Raw genomic sequence first — 24,395 nt, 5'->3', positions numbered from 1 at the left:
CGGCGATCAGGCGTCGGTACCCTCGCTGCCGACGCCGTGATGTACCAGGAACAGGCGGTCGGGATCGTAACGGCGCTTCGCCGCGGCGAGCCGCGTGTAGTTGCCGCCCCAGAAGGCGCGTTGCCAGTCCTTCTGGAAATAATCGCTTTCCGAAACATACGAGCCGGCGTTCGTCACTGTCTTCGTGAGTCGCGCGTAGGCCGCCTTCACGCGTTCCGCGCCGTCCTTCGCGCGTGCCTCGTCCACATGCGCACCCGGCAATCCTTCATAGACGGGGTCGCCGCTGTTGCCGATGATCGCGAGGGCGAAGGCATCGAGGACGGCGGGATTCGTCGCCGTGTCGCGACTTGCGGCGAGGGCTTCGGCCGGGGCACCGAAGAGGCCCTTGTTGAAGTGCAGCCCCACGTCCATCTTGCTGGCGGCCTCGCATATCGCCGCGGCCAACGTATCCCGCTCGGCATCGTCGAGAAAGCGCGAGGGCATCCACGCCGACGCATAGCCATGGATGTACCAGCCCACCTGCCCCTGGTCACCTTTCCAGAGGACATGGTTACGCGGCGCACCCTCGCGCGCATCGGCGACGACCACGTCAGGCGCATGCTCGCGGAAGAAGTCCGCGTCCCAGTAATGGCGCGCCGGCATCGCGAGCACCTGGAGCGGTTTGCGGAACGAGTACGCCGGGCGCTGCTTCACCCAGTCGATGAAGGGTGCCCAGACGGCCTCGGCGGCCGCGCGGTCGAGGTCCTGGAACACCATCGACACGGACATCCTGCGTTCGTCGCGGAAACCGATCTGCTCGCCCCAGTGCGGGTTGCACAAGGCGTCGCGATAGAAGCGCAAGGTCTCCGACGCCAGCGCGCGATAGGCTTCCTCGGAATCGGCCTGGATCTCGCCGAACACCGCGCCGACGGTGGCCGGCAAGTCGTGGGTGCGCAAGGTCAATCGTGTGACGACGCGGGCACAACCACCGCCGCCACCCTTGAGGGCCCAGAACAGTTCGGGTTCGCGGTGGGCGTTCACCACGCGGATCTCGCCGTCCGCGGTGACCACCTCGGCTTCCAGCAAGTTCGACGCGGCGGTGCCGAAGCGCTTGGAGAAGCTGCCGAAACCGCCGCCGGTCACGAGGCCAGCGACGCCGACGGTGGTGCACCCACCGCCCTGCACGTAGCGGCCACCCCGGGTGGTCACTTCGCTATAGGCATCGATCCACATCGCGCCCGCGCCCACGCTGACCGCGGGCATGGGGCGTGTACCCGGCGCCGCTCCATTGGGGACGAAGGCATCGTGCATCTCCACGCGGTTCATCTTCCGCGTCCAGACCAGCAGTGAATCGGCGGCGCAGGAAGTGCCCTGGTAGCTGTGGCCACCGCCTTTCACGACGAGGCGAACGCCATGCTTGCGGGCGAATGTCACGGCGGCGGCGATATCTTCCGCGCTCTCGGCGGTCAGGGCGTAAGCGCTCGGTCGTGACGTCCAGGCGCCGAAGTAGCCGCTGGTCTGGGTCAGTGCCACCTGGTCGCCGATATAGAAGGGGTTCGTCAGCTGGGCGACGGCTTCGGCGCGGGTGGCCGCATCGCCGAGGAAGGGCGAACGAGGCACGGACAGGCGTCCTCCGACCTGACGGCTCAAGGCCTGCCATTGCGCCGGTGCCGGCCAACCCGCCGAGCCCGGCCGCACGCGAGTGGCTGCGCGCGCGGCGGCGAAGGCGTCCAGCTTCAGGGCATAGGGAAGCAGCGGCAGGACGAGGGCGGTCTTGAGCAGGGTGCGTCGATCCATGGAAGGAACCTCGTGAAGGACGTGCGGGCGTCCGTTGGGATGGACGGAGCTTTGCACCGTGCTGAGCGCGTGTCGCTCACGAAGTGAGGAAAACAGCGGGTTCAGGGACGAAAGGCGGGCCTGCGGTGATGAACGGCGAGCTATAATCACCCAGTACCTGTCGCCCGCGAGCTTCCCCGTGCCTGCCTGGACCGACCGCCGTATCCTCGACCTCCTGTCGATCGACCAGCCCCTCCTGCTGGCACCGATGGCGGGGTCCGGCCTGTCCGCGTTGGCCATCGCCGTGGCGCAGGCCGGTGGACTCGGCGCCATCCCCTGTTCCTCGATCGGCGTGGAGAAGGCGGCCGCGGAAGTCGAGGCTTACCGTGCCGCGGTCCGGGCGCCGATCAACCTCAACTTCTTCGCGCACCGGCCCATCACGCCGGATGCCGCGGCCATGGCGCGCTGGCTGGCGCGGCTCGCGCCGTACTTCGGCGAGTTCGGCATCGATGCGAGCGACCTGCCCGCGGCCGGTGGCCGCGCGCCGTTCGACGATGCCATGTGCGCCATGGTCGAGGCGTTGCGCCCGGAAGTGGTGAGCTTCCATTTCGGCCTGCCGGAGGAACACCTGCTGGCGCGCGTGAAGGCCATCGGTTCGGTGGTGTTTTCCTCGGCGACCACGGTGGCCGAGGGCCGCTGGCTGGAGCAGCGAGGCTGCGACGCGGTCATCGCGCAGGGCTACGAGGCCGGCGGCCATCGCGGCAACTTCCTCACCGACGACATGTCGGCCCAGCCGGGCACCATGGCCCTCGTGCCACAACTGGTCGACGCCTTGACCATTCCCGTGATCGCGGCCGGTGGTATCGCCGACGGACGCGGCATGGCCGCGGCGCTGTGCCTGGGTGCGTCGGCCGTGCAGGTAGGCAGCGCCTTCCTGCTTTCGGACGAGGCGACCAGCGTGGACGTGCATCGCCAGGCCTTGCGCTCGGCGCGCGACGACAACACGGCGATCACCAACGTGCTCACCGGCCGTCCCGCGCGCGGCGTGATCAACCGGATCATGCGCGAAGTAGGCCCGTTGTCCGGCGATGCCTTGCCGTTTCCCCTGGCCGGCGGGCCGCTGGCGCCGTTGCGCAAGATCGCCGAAGCGCGCGGCAACGGCGATTTCCAGCCGCTATGGGCGGGCCAATCGACCGCCATGGCACGAGAGGGTTCGGCGACCGCGATCGCGGCGGACATCGTCGATACCGCCGCGCGCCTGCTCAGGCTCTGACGGGATCAGGCTTTCTGGCCATGCTGCAGCAGCCAGAGCTTCACGTACTTGCGTCGCACGTATTCCACGCGTAGCAGGGCGTAGACGATGCCGCGCCAACCGTCGAGGAAGCCCGCGCGCAGCACGTAGCCACGAAAGAACCGCCACATCGGGCTCACGATGATCTGGGTGAGCGTGGCGCGCTTGCCCGCGGCGAATTCCTCGGTGGCCATCATGTGCGCGTAGCGCTCCTGCTTGGCCATCAGCTCCGAAAGCGAGCGATACGGGTAATGGTCGAGGAAGCCAGGCAACATCCGCACCTCACCGTCGACACTCACGGACTCGTGGATCTCTCGCGGGCCGCGCCAGCCGCCCTGGCGGCGGTCGAACAGGCGCAGGACCTTGTCGGCTCCCGCGTTGCCGTGGCGCATGAAACGGCCGAAGAAATCGTTGCGGCGATAAAAGCGAAAGCCGGCGGCGCTGTGAAATCCCTCGTCGCATGCCTTCTCGATCGCGGCCCTTAGTTCGGGTCCTATGCGCTCGTCCGCGTCGAGGCAGAGCACCCAATCGTTCATGGCCTGCGCTACGGCGAAGGCCTTCTGGCTGCGAAAACCGTCGAACGGCCGTGAGATCACCCGCGCCCCCGCACGCCTCGCGATGGCGACGGTATCGTCGGTGGAACCGCCGTCGACCACGACCAGGTCATCACAGAACGGTGCGGCCGATGCCAGGCAATCTCCGATGCGATCGGCCTCGTTCTGGGTGATCACGCAAAGGGAAAGGGGCCGTCGGGTCATCGGGATGCGGGCTTGGCTAACGAGCCGTCATAATGCCACGTCGCCCAGCGTGGAGTGCCGCCCTTGAGCGCGTGCCTGATGTTCGCCACCGAAACCTATGCCTTGCCGATCCTGCGTCCGCTGGCCGCGGCCGCGCGGGCTCGTGGCCAGGAGGTGGGCTGGGTGGTGCCGGCGGCGGTCGCTGCGGAACTCGCGGCGGACGAACGCCGCGTGCGCAGCCTGCGCGAGGCGAGGGCGCTGCATCCGGAAGCGGTGTACTGCGCGGCCAATTGGGTCTCGCCCGCCTTGCCCGGCATCAAGGTGCAGGTGTTCCACGGCTTCAATGCGCAGAAACGCGAACCCGACCGTGGCCATTTCGCAATTCGCGGTTTCTTCGATCTCTATGTCACGCAGGGTCCGTCCACCACGCTTCCCTTCGAGGAGCTTGCGCGGGAACACGGCTACTTCGCGGTACGCGAAACCGGTTGGCCGAAGCTCGACCCGCTTTTCGGGCCGGCGTCGGCAATGGCGCTCGACATACCTCCTGACGGCCGTCCGGTCGTCATGTATGCATCCACTTTCAGCCACCGCCTGAGCAGCGCGCCCGCGATGGTCGAACCGCTGCGCGACATGATCGCGCGTGGCGACCGGCACTGGTTGCTTACGTTGCATCCGAAGTGTCCAGAGGAATTGTTCGCCGCCTACCGCGGCCTGGAAGCACCTAACGCGCGCTTCTTCACCTCGGAACGGCTCGTCGACATGGAGCGTGCGGCGGACGTGCTCGTATGCGATACGTCGTCGGTGGTGCACGAATTCGCGGTGATGGGGAAGCCGGTGGTCACGATCGCCAACCGCGTGCCACAGCCCTTCATGCTCGACGTGCCGACGCCAGGCGACGTGGACGCCGCGATCGATCACGCCCTTTCGCATCCCCCCGAACTGATGGCCGCCATTCGCGCGCACGGCGACGACATCCATCCCTATCGCGACGGCCATTCCAGCGAACGCGTGCTCGATGCCGTGGATGAATTCCTCCGCGGCGACTTCGGACTGCTGAAGCGGAAGCCGCTCAACCTGGTCCGGCGCTTCAAGGCCCTGCGCGACATCGGCCATCTGCTAGACCTGCGCTGACCCCAGCCAGCCACACCAGCCGCACCAGCCGCACCAGCCGCACCAGCCGCACCAGCCGAGCCAGCCGAGCCAGCCGAGCCAGCCGAGCCAGCCGAGCCAGCCGAGCCAGCCGAGCCAGCCGAGCCAGCCGGGACCTTGTGGGAGCCGACCTTGTCGGCGATCCCGCGGCAGCGGGCACCCCGCAGTAAACCCAACCCCCTTGAAATTATCCCCATCATCCATAAGATTACAGCTGTAATTCAACTTCCCTCCTGGTGCCCCGTGGCCGCCGTCGCCGACTCAGCCGTTCCCGTCAGGGCACGCAAGAATCCCTTGAAATTCATCGCCATGGGAGCGGCAATGCTTGGCATTGCCCTCTACGGTGCGCACTGGTGGACCAGCGGACGCTTCCTCGAAACCACCGACGATGCCTACGTCGGTGGGGACATCACGGTGATAGGACCGAAGGCACCGGGCTATATCCAGACCATCGCCGTCACGGACAACCAGGTCGTGCACAAGGGTGACCTGCTGGTGAAGATCGACGACCGGGACTACCGCGCCGCCCTGGAGAAAGCCGGCGCGGCGGTGGCGGCCCAGGAGGCCGCGCTGCGCAATCTCGACGCCGTGTTCGAGTTGCAGCACAGCCATATCGCGGAAGCGCACGCCGGGCTCACCGCCGCACAGGCGGAAGCGACACGATCGAAGCTCGACGATGAACGCTATCGCCTCCTGGTCGGCCGCTCAGCGGTGTCGGTGGAAAGCGCACAACGTGCAACGGCGACCTTCCAGACGGCCCATGCGGCAACGGCGAGCGCTTCGGCGGCCGTGCAAGCCGCACAACGGCAACTCGACGTAATCGACACGCAGAAGCGGCAGGTGGAAGCGGCACTGGCCCAGGCGCGCGCCGAAGCCGATATCGCCCGCTTGAACCTTTCGTACACCGAATTGCGCGCACCGGTCGACGGTGTGATCGGAAATCGCCGCGCGCGCGTCGGCAGCTACGCGGCCACCGGCAGCCAGCTGTTGGTGGTGGTGCCTTCGCACGGCTTATGGGTGGACGCCAACTTCAAGGAAGACCAGCTGGCGCGGATGCATGTGGGCCAGGAAGTCGAAGTGCGCGCGGACGTGCTGCCGGGTAAGGGCTTCAAGGGCCACGTCAGTAGCCTCGCGCCCGCCACCGGCGCGCAGTTCAGCGTGTTGCCGCCGGAAAACGCGACCGGCAATTTCACCAAGATCGTGCAGCGCGTGCCCGTGCGGGTGACCCTCGACGGTAGCGATGGCGATCTCGGCGTGCTCCGTCCCGGTTTGTCGGTCACCGCGCGCATCGACACGAAGGCACCATGAGCCCGGTCGCGCACCTGACGCCGGGGCAGAAGATCTTCGCCTTCGCGTCGATGTGCCTGGGCATGTTCATCGCCTTGCTGGACATCCAGATCGTCTCGGCCTCGTTGCGGGACATCGGTGGTGGACTGTCCGCCGGGGCGGACGATACCGCCTGGGTGCAGACCAGCTACCTGATCGCGGAAATCGTCGTGATTCCCCTGTCGGGGTGGTTGAGCCGGGTGTTCTCCACCCGCTGGTTGTTCGCCGCGTCGGCTGCGGGATTCACGTTGACCAGCCTGCTCTGCGGCATGGCATGGGATATCCAGAGCATGATCTGGTTCCGCGCCGCCCAGGGCTTCCTCGGCGGGTCGATGATCCCGCTCGTCTTCACGACCGCCTTCGTCTTCTTCCAGGGCAAGCAACGCGTCATCGCCGCGGCGACCATCGGCGCGATCGCCTCGCTGGCGCCCACGCTGGGCCCCACGCTGGGCGGATGGATCACGGACAACTACTCCTGGCATTGGCTGTTCTTCATCAACCTGCTGCCGGGCGCCTTCGTCACGATCGCCGTTCCGCTCCTGGTGAAGATCGACGAGGCCGATCTTTCCCTGCTGAAGGCCGGCGACTGGATAGGCATCGCCCTGATCGCGATCTTCCTCGGTTGCCTGGAATACACGCTGGAAGAAGGTCAGCGCTGGAACTGGCTGGAAGACGACACCATCCGTGCCACCGCGTGGGCCAGCCTCGTGGCCGGCGTGTTGTTCGTCTGGCGCGGACTGACGGCGGCACACCCCATCGTGGACCTGCGCGCCTTGCGCGAACGCAATTTCGCCCTGGGTTGCTTCTTCTCCTTCGTGACGGGCATCGGTTTGTTCGCCACGATCTACCTCACGCCGCTGTTCCTGGGGCGCGTGGAGGGATACAGCGCGCTGCAGATCGGCAAGGCCGTACTTTCGACCGGCGTCTTCCAGGTCATGGCGATCCCCGTGTACGCGATGCTGGCCAACCGCGTGGACCTGCGCTGGCTACTCATGGTGGGGTTGGCGCTGTTCACGCTGTCGATGTTCGAGTTCACGCCGATCACGCACGACTGGAGCGCCACGGAACTGATGCTGCCGCAGGCCTTCCGTGGCATGGGTCAGCAGTTCGCCGTGGCGCCAACGGTAACGCTCACGCTGGGCAGCCTGCCGCCGGCCCGGCTCAAGCAGGCCTCCGGCCTGTTCAACCTGATGCGGAACCTGGGTGGTGCGATGGGCATCGCCGCCTGCGCGACCATCCTAAACGATCGTACCAACCTGCATTTCTACCGGCTCGCCGAGCACCTCACCCCAGCGAACGAGCCGATGAATCGCCTGTTCGACGGCGTACAGCCCGACACCGAGGCGTACACCGTCGCGCTACGTTCGCTATGGCAGCTGACGTTCCGCGAAGCACAGACGCTGACCTATAGCGATGCCTTTTTTTCCATCATGGTGTGCTTCGCGATCGCCACCGTGATGGTCCCCCTGATGCGCAAGGTGCAGTCGCCCCAGGCGCCTTCCGCCGACGCGCACTGAGCCTTCCTCCGCAGCGGGACACGACCCATGCGTTATGAAAAAGACCACAAGGAGCGGACGCGCAGGCGCATCGTCGACACCGCGTCACGACGGTTCCGCGAACACGGTATCGAAGCCGAGGGCATGAAATCCCTGATGTCCGCCGCCGGCCTCACCAATGGCGCGTTCTACAACCATTTCGACTCGAAGGAAGACCTCGCGCGCGAAGCCATCACCGCGGCGATGAACGAGCGCCTGGGCAGATTGCGTTACTGGATGGAATCGGGCGAAGGCCTGGCGGGCATGATCCGCAGCTACTTCTCGCCGCGCCATCGCGATCATCCCGGCACGGGTTGCCCCGTCGCCACCCTCTCCGCCGAAGTGGCGAGGCATTCCGACATCGTGCGAAGCGCCTATACGGACGGCGTAACCGAATTCATCGAACTGATGGCCACGCAATGGCCTTCCCTCCCGCACGACGAAGCGCTATCGCGCGCCACCGCCGTCTACGGTCTCATGGCAGGCACCATGCAAGTCGCCCGCGCCACCAACGACGAAACCCTTTCCAAGCGCGTCCTCGAAGGAGGCATGCGCGCGGCCCTGGCCTTGGCGGGGGTCGACTGACAGGCTCGGCCTCGCCCTCGTGTGTTGTCTTCGCAAGCACCCATCGCCGCTGAAGCGGCTCCCACCAGGGCTATTCGCCTGTACCCAGGCGGGCGCGAAGCACCGATAATAGCGACCGACCCACGCCTGCCCGCGACCATGCCGACTCCCACCGCCGAAAACGTCGGCACCGACTTCTCACGCGAGCGCATGCTCGCCGCCCGCGAACGCTCCTGGTCGGCCTTGCGCGACATCGCCGCACGCATCCTCCCGGGCATGAACGAAGCCGATGCCGCTACGTTGGCGAAGGAGCATCTCGATGCCGCCGGCATGCAGCGCATCTGGCATCCCAGCATCGTTCGCTTCGGCCCGAACACGTTGAAGACCTTCCGGCAGCCTTCCGTGCCGGGCGCGATACTCCAGGACAACGACATCTTCTTCATCGATCTCGGCCCTGTCTTCGATGGTCATGAAGGCGACGTGGGCGACACTTTCGTCGTCGGCGACGATGCCGATATGCACGCCTGCGCGAATGCTGCCCGCGAACTCTTCACAAGAACGGCGGCCAGGTGGCGCGAGGGGGTCACCGGCACGGCGTTGTACGCCTATGCGGACGACGAGGCCACGGCCATGGGTTGGCGCCTCAACCACGAGACGAAGGGGCACCGCGTTGGCGACTATCCGCATGCGGTGCACAAGGCGGGTCCGTTGGGCCAGTTCGACGCCACGCCTGCGCCGGGCCTGTGGATTCTCGAGGTACAGATCGCTCATCCCTCCTCGCCCATGGGTGCCTTCTTCGAAGACCTGCTGATAGCCTGACCGTTGCCGTGTGCTACCCCAGCGCACCGGCAAGCCATGCCCGACGGCACTGTCCGGGGCAGGTGCACGTGGGCAATCTCGCGGTAAATTCATGGATGTCCGATCATGCCGAAGCGAGCCGTACGATACTGGATCATGGGTCTTGCCCTCCTGCTCGCCGCAGTCCCGGCGCTGGCGGGAGCAGCGAGGTTGCCGTGGAAAGGCGGGTCGAATGGCGACACCGGCATACGTGACCTCGCGGCCGAGGCGATCCTTGCCTACGCGGAGCCGGATCGCGCGACGTATCTCGACAACCTGGCGGCCTTGCAACTGGTCGCGCGCCGTTACGACGATGCCGCGCGCAGCCTTGGTGAACTCGTCGTCCTGCGCAAGGCAGGCGCCCAGCCGCTCGATGCGGTAGGTGCCATCCGTTGGCAGGTCTACGCACGTGCACGCCAGATCGAGGCCACCATGCATCTCCCGTTCGGCGAGGCATATGCGCGTGCCTTCCGCGAAGTGTTCGCCACACTTGATGACGTGATGGCGTCGCAGGTCATCTCCAGCTTCGGTTCGGACGTGGAGCCGTACGGACCACAACCTGCTCAGTTGCACGCGGACTACCTGGAATTGCTCGCGCAGCGGAAGGGGAGTGACGTCGCGTTGGCCGACGCGGTCGCCCTGGTCAAGGCGTACCAGGCCGCCGAAGCCTACGCGGCATTCCGGCCGTTCACCGGGAAGCTGATCGACGAGGACGATCGCCGCCGCTACGACGTGTGGGAACCCAGGCTCGTGTCGACTCCTGACGGCGCATCGGTCACCGTGCTCGTCATGCTGCCCAAGCATCGCGCCGCGCCGCTGCCCACCTTGCTCGGCTTCACCATCTACGCCAATCCATGGTGGTCCGCGACCGAACTGCGCCTCACCGCCGCGCATGGCTATGCCGCCGTGGTCGGCTATTCGCGTGGCAAGGGGCTGTCGCCAGGACTGGCCGTGCCATACGAACACGATGGCGTGGATGCGGACGCCGCGATCGAGTGGATCGCGAAGCAGCCATGGAGCGATGGTCGTGTCGGCATGTATGGCGGAAGCTACAACGGCTTCACCCAATGGGCCGCCGCGAAACACCGGCCGAAGGCGCTACGCGCGCTGATGCCGTCGGTCACGGTGGCACCGGGGATCGACGTGCCGATGGAAGGCAACGTATCGCTGAGCTTCGTCTATCCATGGGCGCCGTACGTAGCCGAAGGCAAGGGCCTGGACGAGAAACATTACGGCGACGATGCCCACTGGAACGACCTCTACCGGCGCTGGTACAAAAGCGGCAAGAGCTACCGGGCGATCGATGAACTGGAAGGCAGGCCGAATCCGGTCTTCCAGCGCTGGCTGGACCATCCCTCGTACGACGGCTACTGGCGGAACATGATTCCGGAAGGCCGCGAGTTCGCCGCGATCGACATTCCCGTCCTCACGACGACCGGTTACTTCGACGGCGGGCAGATCGGCGCGTTGCATTACGTGCGCGAACACCAGCGTTACAACCCGCGCGCGGAACACTACCTGCTGATCGGCCCGTGGGACCACGTGGGCGCGCAACGCAAGGCCCGGCCCGTGGTCGACGGCTATGCCATCGACCCGGTGGCGAAGGTCGACATCAGCCGCGTGCTTCGCTACCAGTGGTTCGACTATGTTTTCCGTGGCGGAGCGAAGCCGGCCCTGCTGGGGGACCGGATCAACTACGAGGTGATGGGCGCGAACGTGTGGAAGCATGCGCCCAGCATCGACAGGATGGCGCCGGGAAAGCGACGGCTCTTCCTCGTGACGGAGGATGGAACGGCCAAGTTGAGGGATCGTCCTTCCGCAAGCACCTCGGTTCTTACCGTCGACCTTGGCAATCGAGACGATCTTCCCGTGGAGGATGCGCCGCCGGCCACGCTGGACAATCGCCATGCCCTCGTCTTCACCAGCGAACCGTTACCCGCCGGTACCGAGTTGAGCGGCTTGTTTTCCGGCAAGGTCGATGTGGTGACGAACAAGCGCGACTTCGACCTGCGCATCACGCTGTATGAGAAGAAGGCCAGCGGCGAGTACTTCCAGCTGTCATGGTATGTGGCACGCGCCAGCTACATGGAGGATCGCTCGCGGCGGCACCTGTTGGTCCCGGGCAAACGCACGACGCTCGCGTTCACCAATGGGCGCACCACCAGCCGGTTGTTCGAACCCGGCAGCCGACTCGTCGCGGTGGTGTCGGTGGTCAAGGAACCCGGCTCGTCGATCAACATGGGAACCGGCAAGGATGTCGGCATGGAAAGCGCCGCCGATGCGGGAGAGCCCCTGCGTATCGAGTGGCTGGGCAGCAGTTATCTCGAGCTTCCGGTAGGCCTTGTGGAGGCCCCGGCTGGCGGAAGTAAATAAGATTCACTCGCATTATTGCGCAATCGAGGGCTTTTAAGTCATTATTGTAATGAGATTCATTCGCAATAATGACCGGGTGCCGGCGGCGATGCCGCCGTGCGCCCGACCAGGGAAAGTCCATGATCCTACGCAAAAAATTCTTGCCCACGCTGCTTGCCGGGGCGCTGATATCGTTTGCCGCGCAAGCCCAGGAGGCGGTACCGCCCTCGTCGGGAGACAAGGCCGTGCAACTCGCCCCAGTCGACGTCCACGGGCAGAGACTGGACGAGGGCTATGCCCGCACCGATGGCTCCGCCGCCACAAAGACCGACACACCCCTCATCGAGACGCCCCAGGCGATTTCGGTGATCTCGAACACGCAGATGATCGACCAGGGCGTGCTCACGGTGCAGGATGCCTTGCGCTATTCGGCCGGTGTCCGCGCGGATGCCTACGGGGTGGACAGCCGTGGTGACGACGCTTTCCTGCGCGGTACCTCGTTCACCCAATACCTGGATGGCCTGAAGCAGAACTTCGGCTATGCCTATGCCCGTACGGAACCCTATTTCCTCGACCGCCTCGAGATCGTCCGTGGTCCGTCGTCGGTACTGTACGGGCAGGGAACCACGGGTGGCCTGATCGCGCTCTCGTCCAAGTTGCCGCAGTTCACGGCGTCGCACGAGGTGGAAGCGCAGCTGGGCAATAACGCGCGCAAGCAGGTGGCATTCGATTTCACCGGCCCCCTCGATACCGCGGGCCATTGGGCCTATCGCCTGATCGGCGTCTATCGCGACTCGGACTCCCAGATCGACCACGTGCCGGACGACCGCAAAGCGATCGCGCCCTCGATCACATGGATGCCCGACGCGGATACGCGCTGGACGCTGCTGGCCAACTTCCAGTTCGATCACAACGGTACGTCGCTGAACTTCCTGCCGCATGCGGGCACCTTGTTGCCCAATCCGAATGGCCGGATCGATACGCGGCGTTTCGTCAGCGAACCCGGTTTCGATCGTTACGATACCCAGCAACGGTCGCTCACCTCCTTGTTCGAACACCGCTTCAACGACACCTGGAAGTTCGTGCAGAACATGCGCTACTCGCACGACAACGTCGACTACCGTAGCCTCTACCCGGACGTGTATTCGAATCCGTCGTATCCCTTCCTCGACGAGTCGCAGCGCACGGTCGCGCGTTACAGCTACGTCAGCATCGATCGGCACAAGCGCTTCGTCACGGATACACATGCGGAAGCCGACTTCGACCTCGCCTCGATGCACCACCGGGTCCTCATCGGACTGGACGTCGGCTATTCGCATACCGACAGCAGGCAGGGCAACGGCTTCGATGGCGTCCCGTTCGATCTCTACGCGCCCGTCTACGGCAACGGCTTCGTCGCTCCGGATATCTTCCCCGTCGCCTCGAGCCACACACGCCAGACGGGCGTATACGTGCAGGACCAGATCAACTGGGGCGAACACTGGATCGCCACGGTCGGCCTGCGCCACGATCGCGCGACCCTGACCACCGGCGACAGTCGCTCCGTCGACAACGCCACGACATCGCGCTTCGGCGTCATGTACCGCTTCGACAACGGACTGGTGCCGTACGTGAGTTACACGGAATCGTTCCAGCCGCTGGACAGTCTCGACTTCTACAATCGCCCTTACGAACCGTTGCGCGGCAAGCAGTACGAGGCGGGCGTGAAATACCAGCCGGTCGGCTCGTCCACCCTGGTCACGGCGACGTATTACGATCTGCGCGAGGAAAACCGTCTCGCACCGGACCCGGCCAACCCGCTCAACCAGGTCCAGGCCGGCAAGGCGAAGACCCGCGGCGTGGAACTCGAGGCCTCCACACGCATCGGCCGGCATGTGGACCTGATCGGCACCTACACCCGGACCAAGGCGCGTCCGGACGATGGCTCGATCGTCGCCGGCCTGCCGAAGCACCAGGGCTCGGTATGGGGCGTGTATCACGTGAACGACGCGGATAGCGACGGCTTCAGCTTCGGTGTCGGCGCACGCTACATCGGAACGAACTACGACGAGACCGGGACGCTGAAGGTTCCCGAGAAGACGCTGTTCGATGCCATGGTGGCCTATACGCAGGGACCGTGGCGCTTCTCGCTCAACGCCGGCAACCTCACCGACCAGGCATACAACGCCACGTGCCTTGCCCGCGGCGATTGCTTCTATGGCCCACGCCGCAGCATCGTCGGCACCGCACGTTACAAATTTTGACCGTGACAGACAAAGTCGATGTCGCTCAAGTGGGTATATTCGGCGATGCCGGAATCGCATCGCGAACGATGTAATGGTTAATAAGATTCAGACCATGAGTTAACGTTCGTGGGACGAACCTGATGGAGCAGGGGACCGCGCATGTCGCGACAGGTTTTCAACCAAGGAGGAACATTCCATGACGGATACCACGCTGGATAAGGTAACGGCACTTGTCGCGGACGCAGCTGACAAGTTAGCGGCGGATATCAAACCGGATATGAAGTTGATAGACGACCTCGGCTTGGGCGAACTCAATCGCCTCGAGTTGATATGTGCCCTGGAAGATGATTTCAGCATCCAGATCAGAGAGGACCAGGCCGAAACGCTAAAGACGGTAGAGGATATCGTTCGGTACGTAAAAACCTTCATTTCCGGTACGTAAAAGGCTGCATTTGTTGATCACCAAGCTCGAGGCTTCGGTGAGGGGCTCGTGGAGTCGGTTTCCACCGAGGCAGGTACCCGCCGCGTCGGTCGCATCCCATTACCCAAACCCGTTACGATCGGAGATTCCACACGAACGACGGGATGATCGGGATGGAAGTTCGGAAGGTTTGGCAGAGCATGCTGCTGGCTGTATCGATGTCGACCGCCGCGGTCGCCGCACCACCGCCGGGACATGCGGGCAATCCCGTGTTCCCTGGCTGGTACGCCGATCCGGAGGCCGCCATCTTCGGCGACACCTACTGGATCTATCCAACGACATCGAAGGCATACGCCGCCCAGACAGGGTTCGATGCGTTTTCCTCGCCCGATCTCGTGCACTGGACCAAGCACGCCGATGTGCTCGACATCAAGGATATTCCCTGGGCGAAGAAGGCGCTGTGGGCACCATCGGTGGTCGAGAAGGGGGCCAAGTACTACTTTTTCTTTGCCGCCAACGATATCCAGAACGACCACGAGCTCGGCGGCATCGGTGTCGCGGTAGCGGACAAGCCCGACGGTCCGTACCGCGACTTGCTCGGCAAGCCGCTCATCGGTGCGTTCCACAATGGTGCGCAGCCGATCGACCAGTTCGTGTTCCGCGATGACGACGGCACCTGGTACATGATCTACGGGGGCTGGAAGCATGCCAACATCGTGAAGCTGAAAGCCGACTTCACCACCGTGGAACCGATGGCCGACGGCACACTGTTCAAGGAGATCACGCCCGCGCCGGAGTACGTGGAAGGGCCGATGATGTTCAAGCGTGACGGCAAGTATTACTTCATGTGGTCGGAAGGCGGTTGGGGCGGCCCGGACTATTCCGTCGCCTATGCCATCGGCGATTCACCGATGGGACCATTCAAGCGACTTGGCAAGATCCTGCAGCAAGACCCGAAGATCGCCACCGGTGCCGGCCACCATTCGCTCTTCCACGTCGCGAAGGACGACAGCTGGTACATCGTCTACCACCGCCGTCCTCTTGGACACACGAAGGCGAACGATCGCGAGACCTCGATCGACCGCATGTACTTCGACAAGGAAGGCCACATCCTCCCGGTGAAGATCACCAACGAGGGCGTCGAGGCGAATCCCTTGCGCCGATAGCGGCGCGGGCAGGGGGCAGGGGGCAGGATCGAGGCAACCTGGTGGGAGCCGACTTTGTCGGCGATCCCGCGGCAGCGGGTCAGGTCGAGGCAAGCACCCATCGCCGACAAGGTCGGCTCCCACAAGAGCAACCGGGTTCCACCAGGCGCGAGCGTTTTTTTCAAATGCGCCGATTCCAGCAAAACGCCCGCATGGGGTTTCGTCGTAAGCTGCACGTTGTCATGCATCCCGCCAGCGGAACCGTTTGGTCCGCCTAGCCCCAAGGAGCCGTCATGGTCACGTTGCGCGTCAATGGTGAGGATCGTCAGGCGGACGTGCCGCCGGATATGCCCCTGTTATGGGTCTTGCGCGACGTGGTCGGCCTGACCGGCACGAAGTTCGGCTGCGGCATCGCGCAGTGCGGCGCCTGCACGGTGCACCTGGACGGCCAGCCCGTGCGCTCGTGCCAGCTGCCGATATCGGCCGTGGGCGACCGGGCGATCACGACCATCGAAGGCATCGGCGCCACGCCCGAAGGCACCAAGGTGCAGCAGGCATGGCTGGCCATCGATGTCGTCCAGTGCGGTTACTGCCAGTCGGGCCAGATCATGGCGGCGGCGGCCTTGCTGGCCCGCACGCCCAACCCGACCGATCGCGATATCGATGCCGCCATGTCCGGCAACATCTGCCGGTGTGGCACCTATGTGCGCATCCGCGAGGCGATCAAGCAGGCCGCGACAGGCCAGCCCAACGGCTTGCAGGTGATCGTCGAGGGAGGTGCCGCATGAGCGCGCACGATCGCAGCGGCTCGATCGACGAGAGACGCCGCCAGGCGCTCCGCCTCGCTGGCGGCGGTCTCGCCGTCGCTTTCCTGTGGAGCGCGGGCATGGGGCCCGCCGTGGCGCAGATGAATCCGCGCCGGCAGCCTGGCGACGAAGCCGTCGCGGCAGCCGATGGCAACCCGCCATTCGCCCCCAATGCCTTCATCCGCATCGACGCCGACGGTGGCGTGCGCCTGGTCATGCCTTCGGCGGAAATGGGCCAGTCGATCTATACCGGTATCGCGATGATGCTGGCCGAGGAGCTCGGCGTAGGCCTCGACCAGATCAAGGTGGAGCACTCGCCACCGAACGACGCGCTCTATGGCCAGGCGTTGCTCGGCGGCGAACAGGCCACCGGCGGCTCCACCAGTACGCGTGGGCAGTGGCAGGCCCTGCGCGAGGCTGGCGCGGTGGCGCGCGAGATGCTCATCGCGGCGGCGGCCGCGCAGTGGCATGTCGATCCGGAAGGTTGTTCGGTGGCCCGCGGTGTCATCACCCACGTTCCTTCCGGACGCACGCTGGGTTTCGGCGCCGTGGCCGATGCGGCCGGACGGTTGCCCCAGCCCGCCAGCGTCAAGCTGAAGGAACGCAAGGATTTCACGCTGATCGGGAAGCCCTTGCGCCGTGTCGATTCGCCGGACAAGGTCAACGGTGGCACGCAGTTCGGCATCGACGTGAAGGTGCCAGGCATGAAGTTCGCGGCGGTGAAGACCAGCCCCGAACTCGCCGGCACGCTGGGCGCCGTGGACGACAGCAAGGCCCGCGCCATCCCCGGCGTGATCGAGGTCATCAAGCTCGGCGACGCGGTGGCCGTGGTCGGCGAGCACTACTGGGCCGCCCAGCAGGGCTTGCAGGCGCTGGACATCGAGTGGAAGCCCGGCGTCAACGCGAAGCTGGACACCCAGACCCTCATCGCCGCGCTGCAGGAGACCTCGCGCAACGGCAAGGCGCTGGTCGGCCGCAAGCCGAAAGGCGAAGCGCCCACGGGCGGCAAGCGCGTGGAGGCTGCCTTCGTCTCGCCCATGCTCGCCCACGCGACGATGGAACCGTTGAACGCCACCGTGCACGTCACGCCGGGCCACTGTGAAGTGTGGACCGGCACCCAGGTGCCCACGCGCGTGGTAAGGCAAGCGGCTCGCATCTGCGGTATTCCCGAGCAGGCCGTGGTGCTGCATAACCAGTATCTCGGCGGCGGCTTCGGTCGCCGCCTGGAAACCGACCAGGTCGAACAGGCGGTCGCCTTCGCGAAACAGGTGTCCTACCCACTGAAGGTGATCTGGAGCCGCGAGGAAGATATCCGCCACGACCGCGTGCGTCCGCTGTACTACGACCGCATTTCCGCCACGCTCGGCGACGATGGCAAGCCCACGTCGTGGCAACACCGCATCACCAGCGGCACGGTGCTGGGCCGCTGGTTGCCCGCCGCGATGGGCAAGGACGGCATGGACAGCGACGCGATCGAGTCCGCCGCCGACCTTCCCTACGAGATGGACAACGCCCTGGTCGAGTGGGCTTATCACGTCATGCCTCCCGGCCTGGTCGTGGGCTGGTGGCGCGGCGTCGGCCCCACGCACAACCTGTTCATCGTCGAGAGCTTCATCGACGAACTTGCGCACACGGCCGGAAAGGACCCGCTCGAATACCGCCGGTCGCTGATGAAGCCTGGGTCGCGCGCCCTTGGCGTCCTGAACCTCGCCGCCGAGAAGATCGGCTGGGGTGGCCAGCCCTTGCCCGCACGCGTCGGACGCGGGATCGCCGTGGGCTCGCCCTTCGGCAGCCACGTCTGCGCGATCGTGGAAGCGGAAGTGACCGCGCAAGGCCAGGTGCGCTTGCGCCGCGCGGTGGTGGCGGTGGACAACGGCATCACCATCAACCCGAGTTCGGTGCAGGCACAGATGCAGGGTGGCCTGCTCTTCGGACTGAGCGCGGCGCTCTACAGCGGCATCACCCTGAAGAACGGGGCCATCGAGCAGAGCAACTTCCACGATTACCGTAACCTCCGTATGAACGAGGTGCCGCAGATCGACGTGTATTCGGTGGAAAACGACGAAGCGCCGGGCGGTATCGGTGAAGTGGGCACGGCGATCGCCGCGCCGGCCCTGGCCAATGCGATCTTCGCCGCGACCGGCATTCGCCTGCGCGAGCTGCCTGTGTCGCGCACCCAACTGGCCGAGTCGCCGGACGCGTTGAAGAAAGTAGCTGGCATCCTCACGGGCAAGGAGGACGTGGCATGAAACGTTTCCTCATCATCGTCCTTCTGTTGATCGTGATCGGCGCCGGTGCCTACTTCGTGCTCAACCGCACGGATAAAGCCGATGGCACGGCACCGGCGATCGCCGGTGCGCCCGCCAACGCCGATCCCGTGGCGCGAGGCGAATACCTTGCCCGCGCCGCCGACTGCATCGCCTGCCATACCGTTCCCGAAACGGGAAAGCCGTTTGCCGGCGGCGTCGCCTTCAAGTTGCCGTTCGGCACGATCTACTCGTCCAACATCACCGCCGACGAGGAAACCGGTATCGGCCGGTGGAGCGACGACGAATTCGTGCGCGCGGTGCGCGAAGGCGTGCGCAAGGATGGCAAGCACCTTTATCCAGCCTTCCCGTACACCTCGTATACGCAGTTGAGCCGAGCCGACGTGCTGGCGATCAAGGCCTACCTCTTCACCTTGCCCAAGGTGCGCCAGCCGGAGACGCCGAACGATCTCGGCTTCCCGTTCAACCAGCGTTGGGCGATGGGTTTCTGGAACGCGGCGTTCTTCCGCAGCCAGCGCTTCGAACCGGATGCCTCGCGTTCGCCCGAATGGAATTCAGGCGCCTATCTGGCCGGTGCGCTGGGCCATTGCGCCGAATGCCATACGCCACGCAATCTCGGCTATGGGCTGAACCATCGCGACGAACTGGCGGGTCAGGAACTGCAGGGCTGGCGTGCGTACAACATCACCTCGGACCCGGAGCACGGCGTCGGCAAGTGGAGCGACGAAGCCCTGGTCCAGTACCTGAGCACGGGCTACGCCGCCGGCCATGCCTCGGCAAACGGCCCGATGGGCGAGGCCGTGGCGCATAGCCTGCAGTTCCTCAAACCGGAAGACACCGCGGCCCTCGTCGCATGGCTGCGCACCGTGCCGCCACGCGAAGGCAAGGACCCCATCGTGGTCGATCCGGCGCCGAAGGCCATGGTCGCCTCCAGCGCGGTGGCACCGGGCGGCGACGATCCGACCGCCGAGGTGGACGGACAGCGCCTGTTCGAGGGTGCCTGCGCGAGCTGCCACCAGTGGAACGGCGCGGGACAGCAGACACCGAACGCCGGCCTGGCCGGTACGCGCGGCGTCAACGATCCGCGTGGCGCGAATGTCACCCAGGCGATCCTGCAAGGGGTGAAGATGCGCATCGGCCAGACCGACATCTACATGCCCGCCTTCGGCCACGCCTATAGCGATCCCGAGGTGGCGGCCCTGGCCAATTACGTGATCCGCCACTTCGGTGGCAAGGAAGGCACGGTGACGGCGAAGGACGTGGCGGATCGCAGGCAGCTGTGATCCGCCGGGAAGGCCCCATGACGCTCGACATTTCAACGCGCAAGGATTGGCTACAATAGCTCCGGGCAGGGAGAATCCCTGGGGAGCGAGCAGCATGCGTTACGAAAAAGGCCATAAGGAACAGACGCGCCAGAAGATCGTCGAGGCGGCGTCGCAGCGTTTCCGCGCCGACGGCATCGACGCCGTCGGGGTGGTCAGCCTGATGGGTGAGGTCGGCCTGACCCAGGGCGGCTTCTACAACCACTTCGGCTCGAAGGAAGACCTCGTCCGCGAAAGCGTGGCGATGGCGGCGGCCAGCGCCGTCGAACGGCTGGGCGAACGCGTGGCGGCATCGCGTGGCGAAAGCTACCGCGCGCTGGTCAACAGCTATTTGTCGGCGGAACATCGCGACGCACCCGAAGCCGGTTGCGTCGCCGCCGCGTTGTCGGCGGAGATGGCGCGGCGTCCCGTCGAAACGCGCGCGGCCTTCACCGACGGCTATACCGAGATGGTCGAACTCATCGTCTCGACCCTTCCCGACAGCATCCGTGGCAAGCGTCGCCGCACCCTGGCCATGGCGGTGTTCGCCTCCCTGGTCGGCTCGCTGTCGCTGTCGCGGGCGGTGGCCGATCCGGCCCTCTCCGACGAGATCCTCTCGCTGGGCCGTCAATCCGCCCTGGCGCTGGTGGACGCCGGCTGATCAGTGCGTCGCCGCCGCGACGGGTGGCTTGCCCATCGCGGCCGTCTTCTCGGCGATCTTCGCCCTGATCGCGGGGATGGCCGCCAGCGCGGCACGTTCGCCTTCGAGGATCGCGACGTTCTTCTGGTCGAAGTCGGTCGGGCCGATCTGGCCCACCTTCGGCCGGATCACGATGTCGGCCCGGGCGAGTTCCTGCTCGGCCAGCTTGCGTCCCATGATCGTGATCGACTGGCCGACGATGCCGACCATGCTGTCGGGATTGCTGCCGTCGGGGCGAGCCGAGATATCCACGGCGATGACGATGTCGGCGCCAAGCTGGCGCGCCGCGTCCACGGGCACCGGGCTGACCACGCCCCCGTCGACGAAGTGCTTGCCGTTGATATCCACGGGTTCGAACACGCCGGGAATGCTGCTCGACGCGCGCACGGCCTGGCCCGCGTTGCCTCGGATGAAGACGGCGCGCGAGCCGTTCTCCAGTTCCGTGGCCACGGCGGCGAACGGTATGCGCAGTTTCTCGATCGGTTTCTGCCTGAGCAGTTCGTTCACGTAGTCCTGCAGCTTCTGGCCCTGGACGAGGCCGCCCGAAAAGAAACGCACATCGCGGATCTTGCCCTCGTCGAGCGCGAAAGCCTGTTCCTGCAGCTGGAAACCATCCATGCCGCTCGCGTAGAGCACGCCGACCACGCTGCCCGCGCTGGTGCCGGAGACGGCGTCGGGATGGATGCCGCTGGCTTCCAGCATCTTGATGACGCCGATATGCGCGAAGCCCTTGGCCGCGCCGCCACCCAGGGCGAGCCCGATGCGCGGCTTCGCCGCCAGCACGGGCAGGGCGGTGTCGGGGCGGGTGTCCGGCTTGCTGCCGCCGAAACAACCGGCGAGCAGGGTGGCGAAAACCAGCGGAAGCCAATGACGGGCGCGGCGGAAGGGCATGGAAGGGACCGGGAGGATGGCAGGCGGATCATCGGGCATGCGCGCGGCGGCGGCATGACCGGCTCATGGCGGAAGCCGGGCGGCGTGGCCGCCCGGCCGGAACGTCAACCGCGGGTCTGGTCGGCCTCGAGGTGATAGCGGGTCGCCACCTCGATCTCGTTACGCGAACCGAGGAAGACCGGAACACGCTGGTGCAGGGCGCTGGGCTGGATATCCATGATGCGTTCGCGACCGGTGGTGGCGGCACCCCCGGCCTGCTCCACGATGAAGGCCATCGGGTTGGCCTCGTACATCAGGCGCAGCTTGCCGGTGCCACCCTTGGCCGTGATCTTGGCATCGAGCGGATAGATGAAGACGCCGCCACGGGTGATGATGCGATGCACGTCGGCCACCATCGAGGCGACCCAGCGCATGTTGAAGTCGCGCCCCCGAGGGCCGTTGGCACCGGCCAGCAACTCGCCGATGTAGCGCTGCATGGGCGCTTCCCAATGGCGCTGGTTCGACATGTTCACGGCGAACTCGCCCGTCTCCGCGGGAATGGTGATGCCGCGGCGGGTGAGCACGAAGCTGCCGTGCTCGCGGTCGAGGGTGAACTCGTGCACCCCGTGGCCGAAGGTCAGCACCAGGAGGGTGCTCGGGCCGTAGACGACATAGCCCGCCGCCACCTGCTCGGTGCCGGGCTGGAGGAAATCCTCCACCTTCGGCTCGGTGACGCCATCCGGGCAGCGCAGGACGGAGAAGATGGTGCCCACCGAGACGTTGACGTCGATGTTGGAAGAGCCATCGAGCGGGTCGAACAGGAGCAGGTGGTTGCCCTTGGGGTAGGCGTCGGGGATCGGCTGCGGGTCTTCCATTTCCTCCGAGGCGCAAGCGGCCAGGTGACCGCCCCAGGCGTTGGCCTCGAGCAGGATCTCGTTGGAGATCACATCGAGCTTCTTCTGCGCCTCGCCCTGGACGTTGTCCGAGCCGGCGTTGCCCAGCACCCCGCCCAGCGCCCCCTTGCCGGTGGCGACGGAGATGCGCTTGCAGGCGCGGGCCACCACCTCGATGAGCAAGCTGAGCTGGGCGTTGATATGCCCCGCGCGCTTCTCTTCGATCAGGAACTGGATCAGGGAAATGGGTTTCGTCATCGGAAGGAGCCCTGGCGCGAAAACCCGCATTGTCCGGGTGGCGGGTGAATGGCGCCAGAGGGACTGCTGACAGTACGTTGTCAGCAGCCCCCGCGCAGACTCTCCTTCACACCAACGGGAAGGGGTAGTCGCATGAATCGGTTCCTCGAACGGCTCGCCGACCTTTACGCGCCACTCGGGCGCCGCGGCATGCTGATGGATGGCCAGTACCGCTTCGCCCCCGACGACGACACCGGCGCCGCCAGCGGGAGCCGCCACGGCGCCCACCCGCTCGCTCGTCCTCCGCATCGCCCATCCATTTCATCGCTGACAGACAAGGGAATCACCGCATGAACGCCAACAGGATCAAGTTCCACCACGCGCCGAACAGCCGCTCGGGCAGCACGCTGATGTTGCTGGAGGAATTGGGTGCGCAGTACGACATGCACGTGATGAACCTCTCCCAGGGTGAGCAGCGCCGCCCGGAGTACCTGAAGGTCAATCCCATGGGCAAGGTTCCCGCTATCGAACACCTCGATGGCCTGGTCACCGAGCGCCCGGCGATCTTCACCTATCTCGCCGATCTCTATCCGGAAGCGGACCTGGCACCGGGGCTGCGCGATCCCCTGCGTGGACCGTACCTCCGCTGGCTGGCGTTCTACGGTTCGTGTTTCGAACCGGCCGTGATGGACCGTTTCATGAAGCACGAGCCGGCGCCCGTCTCGACCTGTCCCTATGGCGACTTCGACACGGTGATGGACACCATCGAAGCGCAACTCACGCCGGGCCCCTGGTTGTTCGGCGAGCGCTTCACCGCGGCGGACATCCTCTGGGCCAGCGCGCTGGACTGGACGATGAAGTTCGGCATCGTGCCGCGCCGGGACGTCTTCGAGCAGTACGTGGCGAGGCTGATGGTGCGACCGGCCATCGTCCGTGCCGTGGTGCAGGACGCGGCGCTCGCTCGCGCCCAGACCCTGGCCGCCGCCTGAGCCGGCGGATATGCGCGGCCGTGACCATCGCCGCTTCCCGCGCCGCGCGCGGGAGGCGATGATTCGGGCATGCGCCGTGCCGACCGCCTGTTCCTCATCATCAACGCCCTGCGCGGGCGGCGCACCGCACTGCCCGCGCGGCAGCTGGCCAGCACCCTCGAGGTCTCGCTGCGTACGGTCTACCGCGACGTCGCCGACCTCCAGCTCTCGGGTGTACCCATCGAAGGCGAGGCCGGCGTGGGGTACATCCTGCGCAAGGGCTCGGACATTCCGCCGCTGATGTTCTCCGCCGACGAACTCGAGGCACTGGTCGCCGGGACCCGCTTCGTCCGGGCCTTCGCCGGCGAGCGGTTGGCGCGGGAGGCGCAGGCCGCCCTGATCAAGATCGAGGCGGTGTTGCCGCCCGACCTGCGCGAAAAATCCGCGCAGTCGAAGATCTTCGCGCCCATCTGGCGCGACCCTTTTCAGAACCACGTCGCGGTGATGCTGGACCGCCTGCACGCGGCCGTGCTGGCGCGCCGCGTGCTCTGCCTCGACTATCGCGATGCCGAAGGACGCGGCACCACGCGTGAAGTGGAACCGCTGTGCCTGTCCTTCTGGGGTGGCGCGTGGACCCTCGGTACCTGGTGCCGCCACCGCCAGGCGTTCCGCAATTTCCGCCCCGACCGCATCGCCGACTGCCGCGACGCGGGCGAGACCTTCGCCGATCTTCCCGGCCGCAACCTCGAGGCCTACCTCGACACCATGCGCGGCCATTACGCGGGACTCGAGTAACGATTCGTCGAGGAATGTCCCGGGCCCCGCTTCGGCTCGGCTTCGCCCTCGCGCTGGGATGTGCGAGCAGAGCCGTCGGCCGCCACCCTCGTCGCTCCGGTTGCACCGTCGCTCGGGAAGGGAAGCCGCTGCGCGGCCGTGTCTTATGGCTGGCGCCCCGTCGCGCCCGTCGCGCCGGGCGGGGTTTTCGATTCGGCTCCTGCCTCAGCGAAAACGGCCGG

At 65.9% G+C, this 24,395-nt stretch carries 21 protein-coding genes; 17 read left to right on the top strand and 4 right to left on the bottom strand.

Annotated features, from left to right (window positions below; genetic code table 11):
* Positions 1-6 precede the first annotated feature (6 nt).
* Positions 7-1,776, bottom strand: coding sequence for an FAD-binding oxidoreductase (locus AB6730_RS14595; RefSeq protein ID WP_371024337.1), 1,770 nt, complete (start codon positions 1,774-1,776; stop codon positions 7-9).
* A 178-nt stretch (positions 1,777-1,954) separates the two neighbouring features.
* Here AB6730_RS14595 and AB6730_RS14590 point away from each other — a divergent pair, with 178 nt between their 5' ends.
* A complete protein-coding gene (locus tag AB6730_RS14590) occupies positions 1,955-3,028 on the top strand; it encodes an NAD(P)H-dependent flavin oxidoreductase (protein ID WP_371024336.1) in 1,074 nt (357 codons plus the stop codon).
* Between the two features lie 5 nt (positions 3,029-3,033).
* Here AB6730_RS14590 and AB6730_RS14585 read toward each other — a convergent pair whose 3' ends face one another.
* Complete coding sequence (locus AB6730_RS14585) at positions 3,034-3,804, bottom strand: glycosyltransferase family 2 protein (protein ID WP_371024335.1); 771 nt, start codon at positions 3,802-3,804, stop codon at positions 3,034-3,036.
* A 78-nt stretch (positions 3,805-3,882) separates the two neighbouring features.
* Between AB6730_RS14585 and AB6730_RS14580 the strand changes: the two genes are divergently transcribed.
* The 13 genes from AB6730_RS14580 to AB6730_RS14520 all read left to right on the top strand — a co-directional run bounded on the left by AB6730_RS14580 (position 3,883) and on the right by AB6730_RS14520 (position 20,372).
* A complete protein-coding gene (locus AB6730_RS14580) occupies positions 3,883-4,914 on the top strand; it encodes a CDP-glycerol glycerophosphotransferase family protein (RefSeq protein ID WP_371024430.1) in 1,032 nt (343 codons plus the stop codon).
* Positions 4,915-5,253: 339 nt separating this feature from the next.
* The gene (locus tag AB6730_RS14575; protein ID WP_371024334.1) at positions 5,254-6,240 is read left to right on the top strand and encodes an HlyD family secretion protein; all 987 of its coding nucleotides are present in this window, start codon (positions 5,254-5,256) and stop codon (positions 6,238-6,240) included.
* Positions 6,237-7,775 carry a DHA2 family efflux MFS transporter permease subunit gene (locus AB6730_RS14570; protein WP_371024333.1) on the top strand — a complete coding sequence of 513 codons (1,539 nt, stop codon included), beginning with the start codon at positions 6,237-6,239 and terminating at the stop codon, positions 7,773-7,775. The genes AB6730_RS14575 and AB6730_RS14570 overlap by 4 nt, the downstream gene beginning before the upstream one ends.
* Before the next feature lie 27 nt (positions 7,776-7,802).
* A complete protein-coding gene (locus AB6730_RS14565; protein ID WP_371024332.1) occupies positions 7,803-8,378 on the top strand; it encodes a TetR/AcrR family transcriptional regulator in 576 nt (191 codons plus the stop codon).
* 138 nt (positions 8,379-8,516) lie between these two features.
* Positions 8,517-9,176: a M24 family metallopeptidase gene (locus AB6730_RS14560; protein WP_371024331.1), complete on the top strand. Its 660-nt coding sequence runs from the start codon at positions 8,517-8,519 to the stop codon at positions 9,174-9,176.
* 135 nt (positions 9,177-9,311) lie between these two features.
* Positions 9,312-11,567, top strand: coding sequence for a CocE/NonD family hydrolase (locus AB6730_RS14555; protein WP_371024330.1), 2,256 nt, complete (start codon positions 9,312-9,314; stop codon positions 11,565-11,567).
* A gap of 119 nt (positions 11,568-11,686) precedes the next feature.
* Positions 11,687-13,789: a TonB-dependent siderophore receptor gene (locus tag AB6730_RS14550; RefSeq protein WP_371024329.1), complete on the top strand. Its 2,103-nt coding sequence runs from the start codon at positions 11,687-11,689 to the stop codon at positions 13,787-13,789.
* A gap of 178 nt (positions 13,790-13,967) precedes the next feature.
* A complete protein-coding gene (locus AB6730_RS14545; protein ID WP_371024328.1) occupies positions 13,968-14,213 on the top strand; it encodes a phosphopantetheine-binding protein in 246 nt (81 codons plus the stop codon).
* A 152-nt stretch (positions 14,214-14,365) separates the two neighbouring features.
* Complete coding sequence (locus AB6730_RS14540) at positions 14,366-15,358, top strand: glycoside hydrolase family 43 protein (protein WP_371024327.1); 993 nt, start codon at positions 14,366-14,368, stop codon at positions 15,356-15,358.
* 272 nt (positions 15,359-15,630) lie between these two features.
* A complete protein-coding gene (locus AB6730_RS14535) occupies positions 15,631-16,125 on the top strand; it encodes a (2Fe-2S)-binding protein (RefSeq protein ID WP_371024326.1) in 495 nt (164 codons plus the stop codon).
* On the top strand, positions 16,122-18,392 hold the full coding sequence (locus AB6730_RS14530) for a molybdopterin cofactor-binding domain-containing protein (RefSeq protein ID WP_371024325.1): 2,271 nt from the start codon (positions 16,122-16,124) through the stop codon (positions 18,390-18,392). Before AB6730_RS14535 ends, AB6730_RS14530 begins: the two co-directional genes overlap by 4 nt.
* A complete protein-coding gene (locus AB6730_RS14525; protein ID WP_371024324.1) occupies positions 18,389-19,693 on the top strand; it encodes a cytochrome c in 1,305 nt (434 codons plus the stop codon). Before AB6730_RS14530 ends, AB6730_RS14525 begins: the two co-directional genes overlap by 4 nt.
* 94 nt (positions 19,694-19,787) lie before the next feature.
* Positions 19,788-20,372, top strand: a complete 585-nt coding sequence (locus AB6730_RS14520) for a TetR/AcrR family transcriptional regulator (protein ID WP_371024323.1) — start codon at positions 19,788-19,790, stop codon at positions 20,370-20,372.
* Here AB6730_RS14520 and AB6730_RS14515 read toward each other — a convergent pair whose 3' ends face one another.
* Positions 20,373-21,302 (bottom strand): patatin-like phospholipase family protein, encoded by a 930-nt coding sequence (locus AB6730_RS14515; protein ID WP_371024322.1) that lies wholly within the window; start codon positions 21,300-21,302, stop codon positions 20,373-20,375.
* Positions 21,303-21,406: 104 nt separating this feature from the next.
* Positions 21,407-22,432 (bottom strand): class 1 fructose-bisphosphatase, encoded by a 1,026-nt coding sequence (locus AB6730_RS14510; RefSeq protein WP_371024321.1) that lies wholly within the window; start codon positions 22,430-22,432, stop codon positions 21,407-21,409.
* A 132-nt stretch (positions 22,433-22,564) separates the two neighbouring features.
* Here AB6730_RS14510 and AB6730_RS14505 point away from each other — a divergent pair, with 132 nt between their 5' ends.
* The 3 genes from AB6730_RS14505 to AB6730_RS14495 all read left to right on the top strand — a co-directional run bounded on the left by AB6730_RS14505 (position 22,565) and on the right by AB6730_RS14495 (position 24,174).
* A complete protein-coding gene (locus AB6730_RS14505) occupies positions 22,565-22,765 on the top strand; it encodes a hypothetical protein (RefSeq protein WP_371024320.1) in 201 nt (66 codons plus the stop codon).
* Positions 22,762-23,400 (top strand): glutathione S-transferase family protein, encoded by a 639-nt coding sequence (locus tag AB6730_RS14500; RefSeq protein WP_371024319.1) that lies wholly within the window; start codon positions 22,762-22,764, stop codon positions 23,398-23,400. The genes AB6730_RS14505 and AB6730_RS14500 overlap by 4 nt, the downstream gene beginning before the upstream one ends.
* A gap of 69 nt (positions 23,401-23,469) precedes the next feature.
* Entirely contained in the window at positions 23,470-24,174 is a 705-nt protein-coding gene (locus tag AB6730_RS14495; protein ID WP_371024318.1) for a helix-turn-helix transcriptional regulator, read from the top strand.
* The last annotated feature ends 221 nt before the right edge of the window (positions 24,175-24,395 follow it).

The organism is Luteibacter sp. RCC_6_2 (assembly GCF_041360655.1).
In the GTDB taxonomy this organism is placed as follows: Bacteria; Pseudomonadota; Gammaproteobacteria; order Xanthomonadales; family Rhodanobacteraceae; genus Luteibacter.
This window is presented reverse-complemented; position numbering and strand designations above follow the sequence as displayed.

Coding starts and splice junctions, on each gene's coding strand:
- AB6730_RS14595 (WP_371024337.1), bottom strand. CDS start 1,776: ATGGATCGACGCACCCTGCTCAAGACCGCCCTCGTCCTGCCGCTGCTT.
- AB6730_RS14585 (WP_371024335.1), bottom strand. CDS start 3,804: ATGACCCGACGGCCCCTTTCCCTTTGCGTGATCACCCAGAACGAGGCC.
- AB6730_RS14580 (WP_371024430.1), top strand. CDS start 3,883: ATGTTCGCCACCGAAACCTATGCCTTGCCGATCCTGCGTCCGCTGGCC.
- AB6730_RS14575 (WP_371024334.1), top strand. CDS start 5,254: ATGCTTGGCATTGCCCTCTACGGTGCGCACTGGTGGACCAGCGGACGC.
- AB6730_RS14570 (WP_371024333.1), top strand. CDS start 6,237: ATGAGCCCGGTCGCGCACCTGACGCCGGGGCAGAAGATCTTCGCCTTC.
- AB6730_RS14565 (WP_371024332.1), top strand. CDS start 7,803: ATGCGTTATGAAAAAGACCACAAGGAGCGGACGCGCAGGCGCATCGTC.
- AB6730_RS14560 (WP_371024331.1), top strand. CDS start 8,517: ATGCCGACTCCCACCGCCGAAAACGTCGGCACCGACTTCTCACGCGAG.
- AB6730_RS14555 (WP_371024330.1), top strand. CDS start 9,312: ATGGGTCTTGCCCTCCTGCTCGCCGCAGTCCCGGCGCTGGCGGGAGCA.
- AB6730_RS14550 (WP_371024329.1), top strand. CDS start 11,687: ATGATCCTACGCAAAAAATTCTTGCCCACGCTGCTTGCCGGGGCGCTG.
- AB6730_RS14545 (WP_371024328.1), top strand. CDS start 13,968: ATGACGGATACCACGCTGGATAAGGTAACGGCACTTGTCGCGGACGCA.
- AB6730_RS14540 (WP_371024327.1), top strand. CDS start 14,366: ATGGAAGTTCGGAAGGTTTGGCAGAGCATGCTGCTGGCTGTATCGATG.
- AB6730_RS14535 (WP_371024326.1), top strand. CDS start 15,631: ATGGTCACGTTGCGCGTCAATGGTGAGGATCGTCAGGCGGACGTGCCG.
- AB6730_RS14530 (WP_371024325.1), top strand. CDS start 16,122: ATGAGCGCGCACGATCGCAGCGGCTCGATCGACGAGAGACGCCGCCAG.
- AB6730_RS14525 (WP_371024324.1), top strand. CDS start 18,389: ATGAAACGTTTCCTCATCATCGTCCTTCTGTTGATCGTGATCGGCGCC.
- AB6730_RS14520 (WP_371024323.1), top strand. CDS start 19,788: ATGCGTTACGAAAAAGGCCATAAGGAACAGACGCGCCAGAAGATCGTC.
- AB6730_RS14515 (WP_371024322.1), bottom strand. CDS start 21,302: ATGCCCTTCCGCCGCGCCCGTCATTGGCTTCCGCTGGTTTTCGCCACC.
- AB6730_RS14510 (WP_371024321.1), bottom strand. CDS start 22,432: ATGACGAAACCCATTTCCCTGATCCAGTTCCTGATCGAAGAGAAGCGC.
- AB6730_RS14505 (WP_371024320.1), top strand. CDS start 22,565: ATGAATCGGTTCCTCGAACGGCTCGCCGACCTTTACGCGCCACTCGGG.
- AB6730_RS14500 (WP_371024319.1), top strand. CDS start 22,762: ATGAACGCCAACAGGATCAAGTTCCACCACGCGCCGAACAGCCGCTCG.
- AB6730_RS14495 (WP_371024318.1), top strand. CDS start 23,470: ATGCGCCGTGCCGACCGCCTGTTCCTCATCATCAACGCCCTGCGCGGG.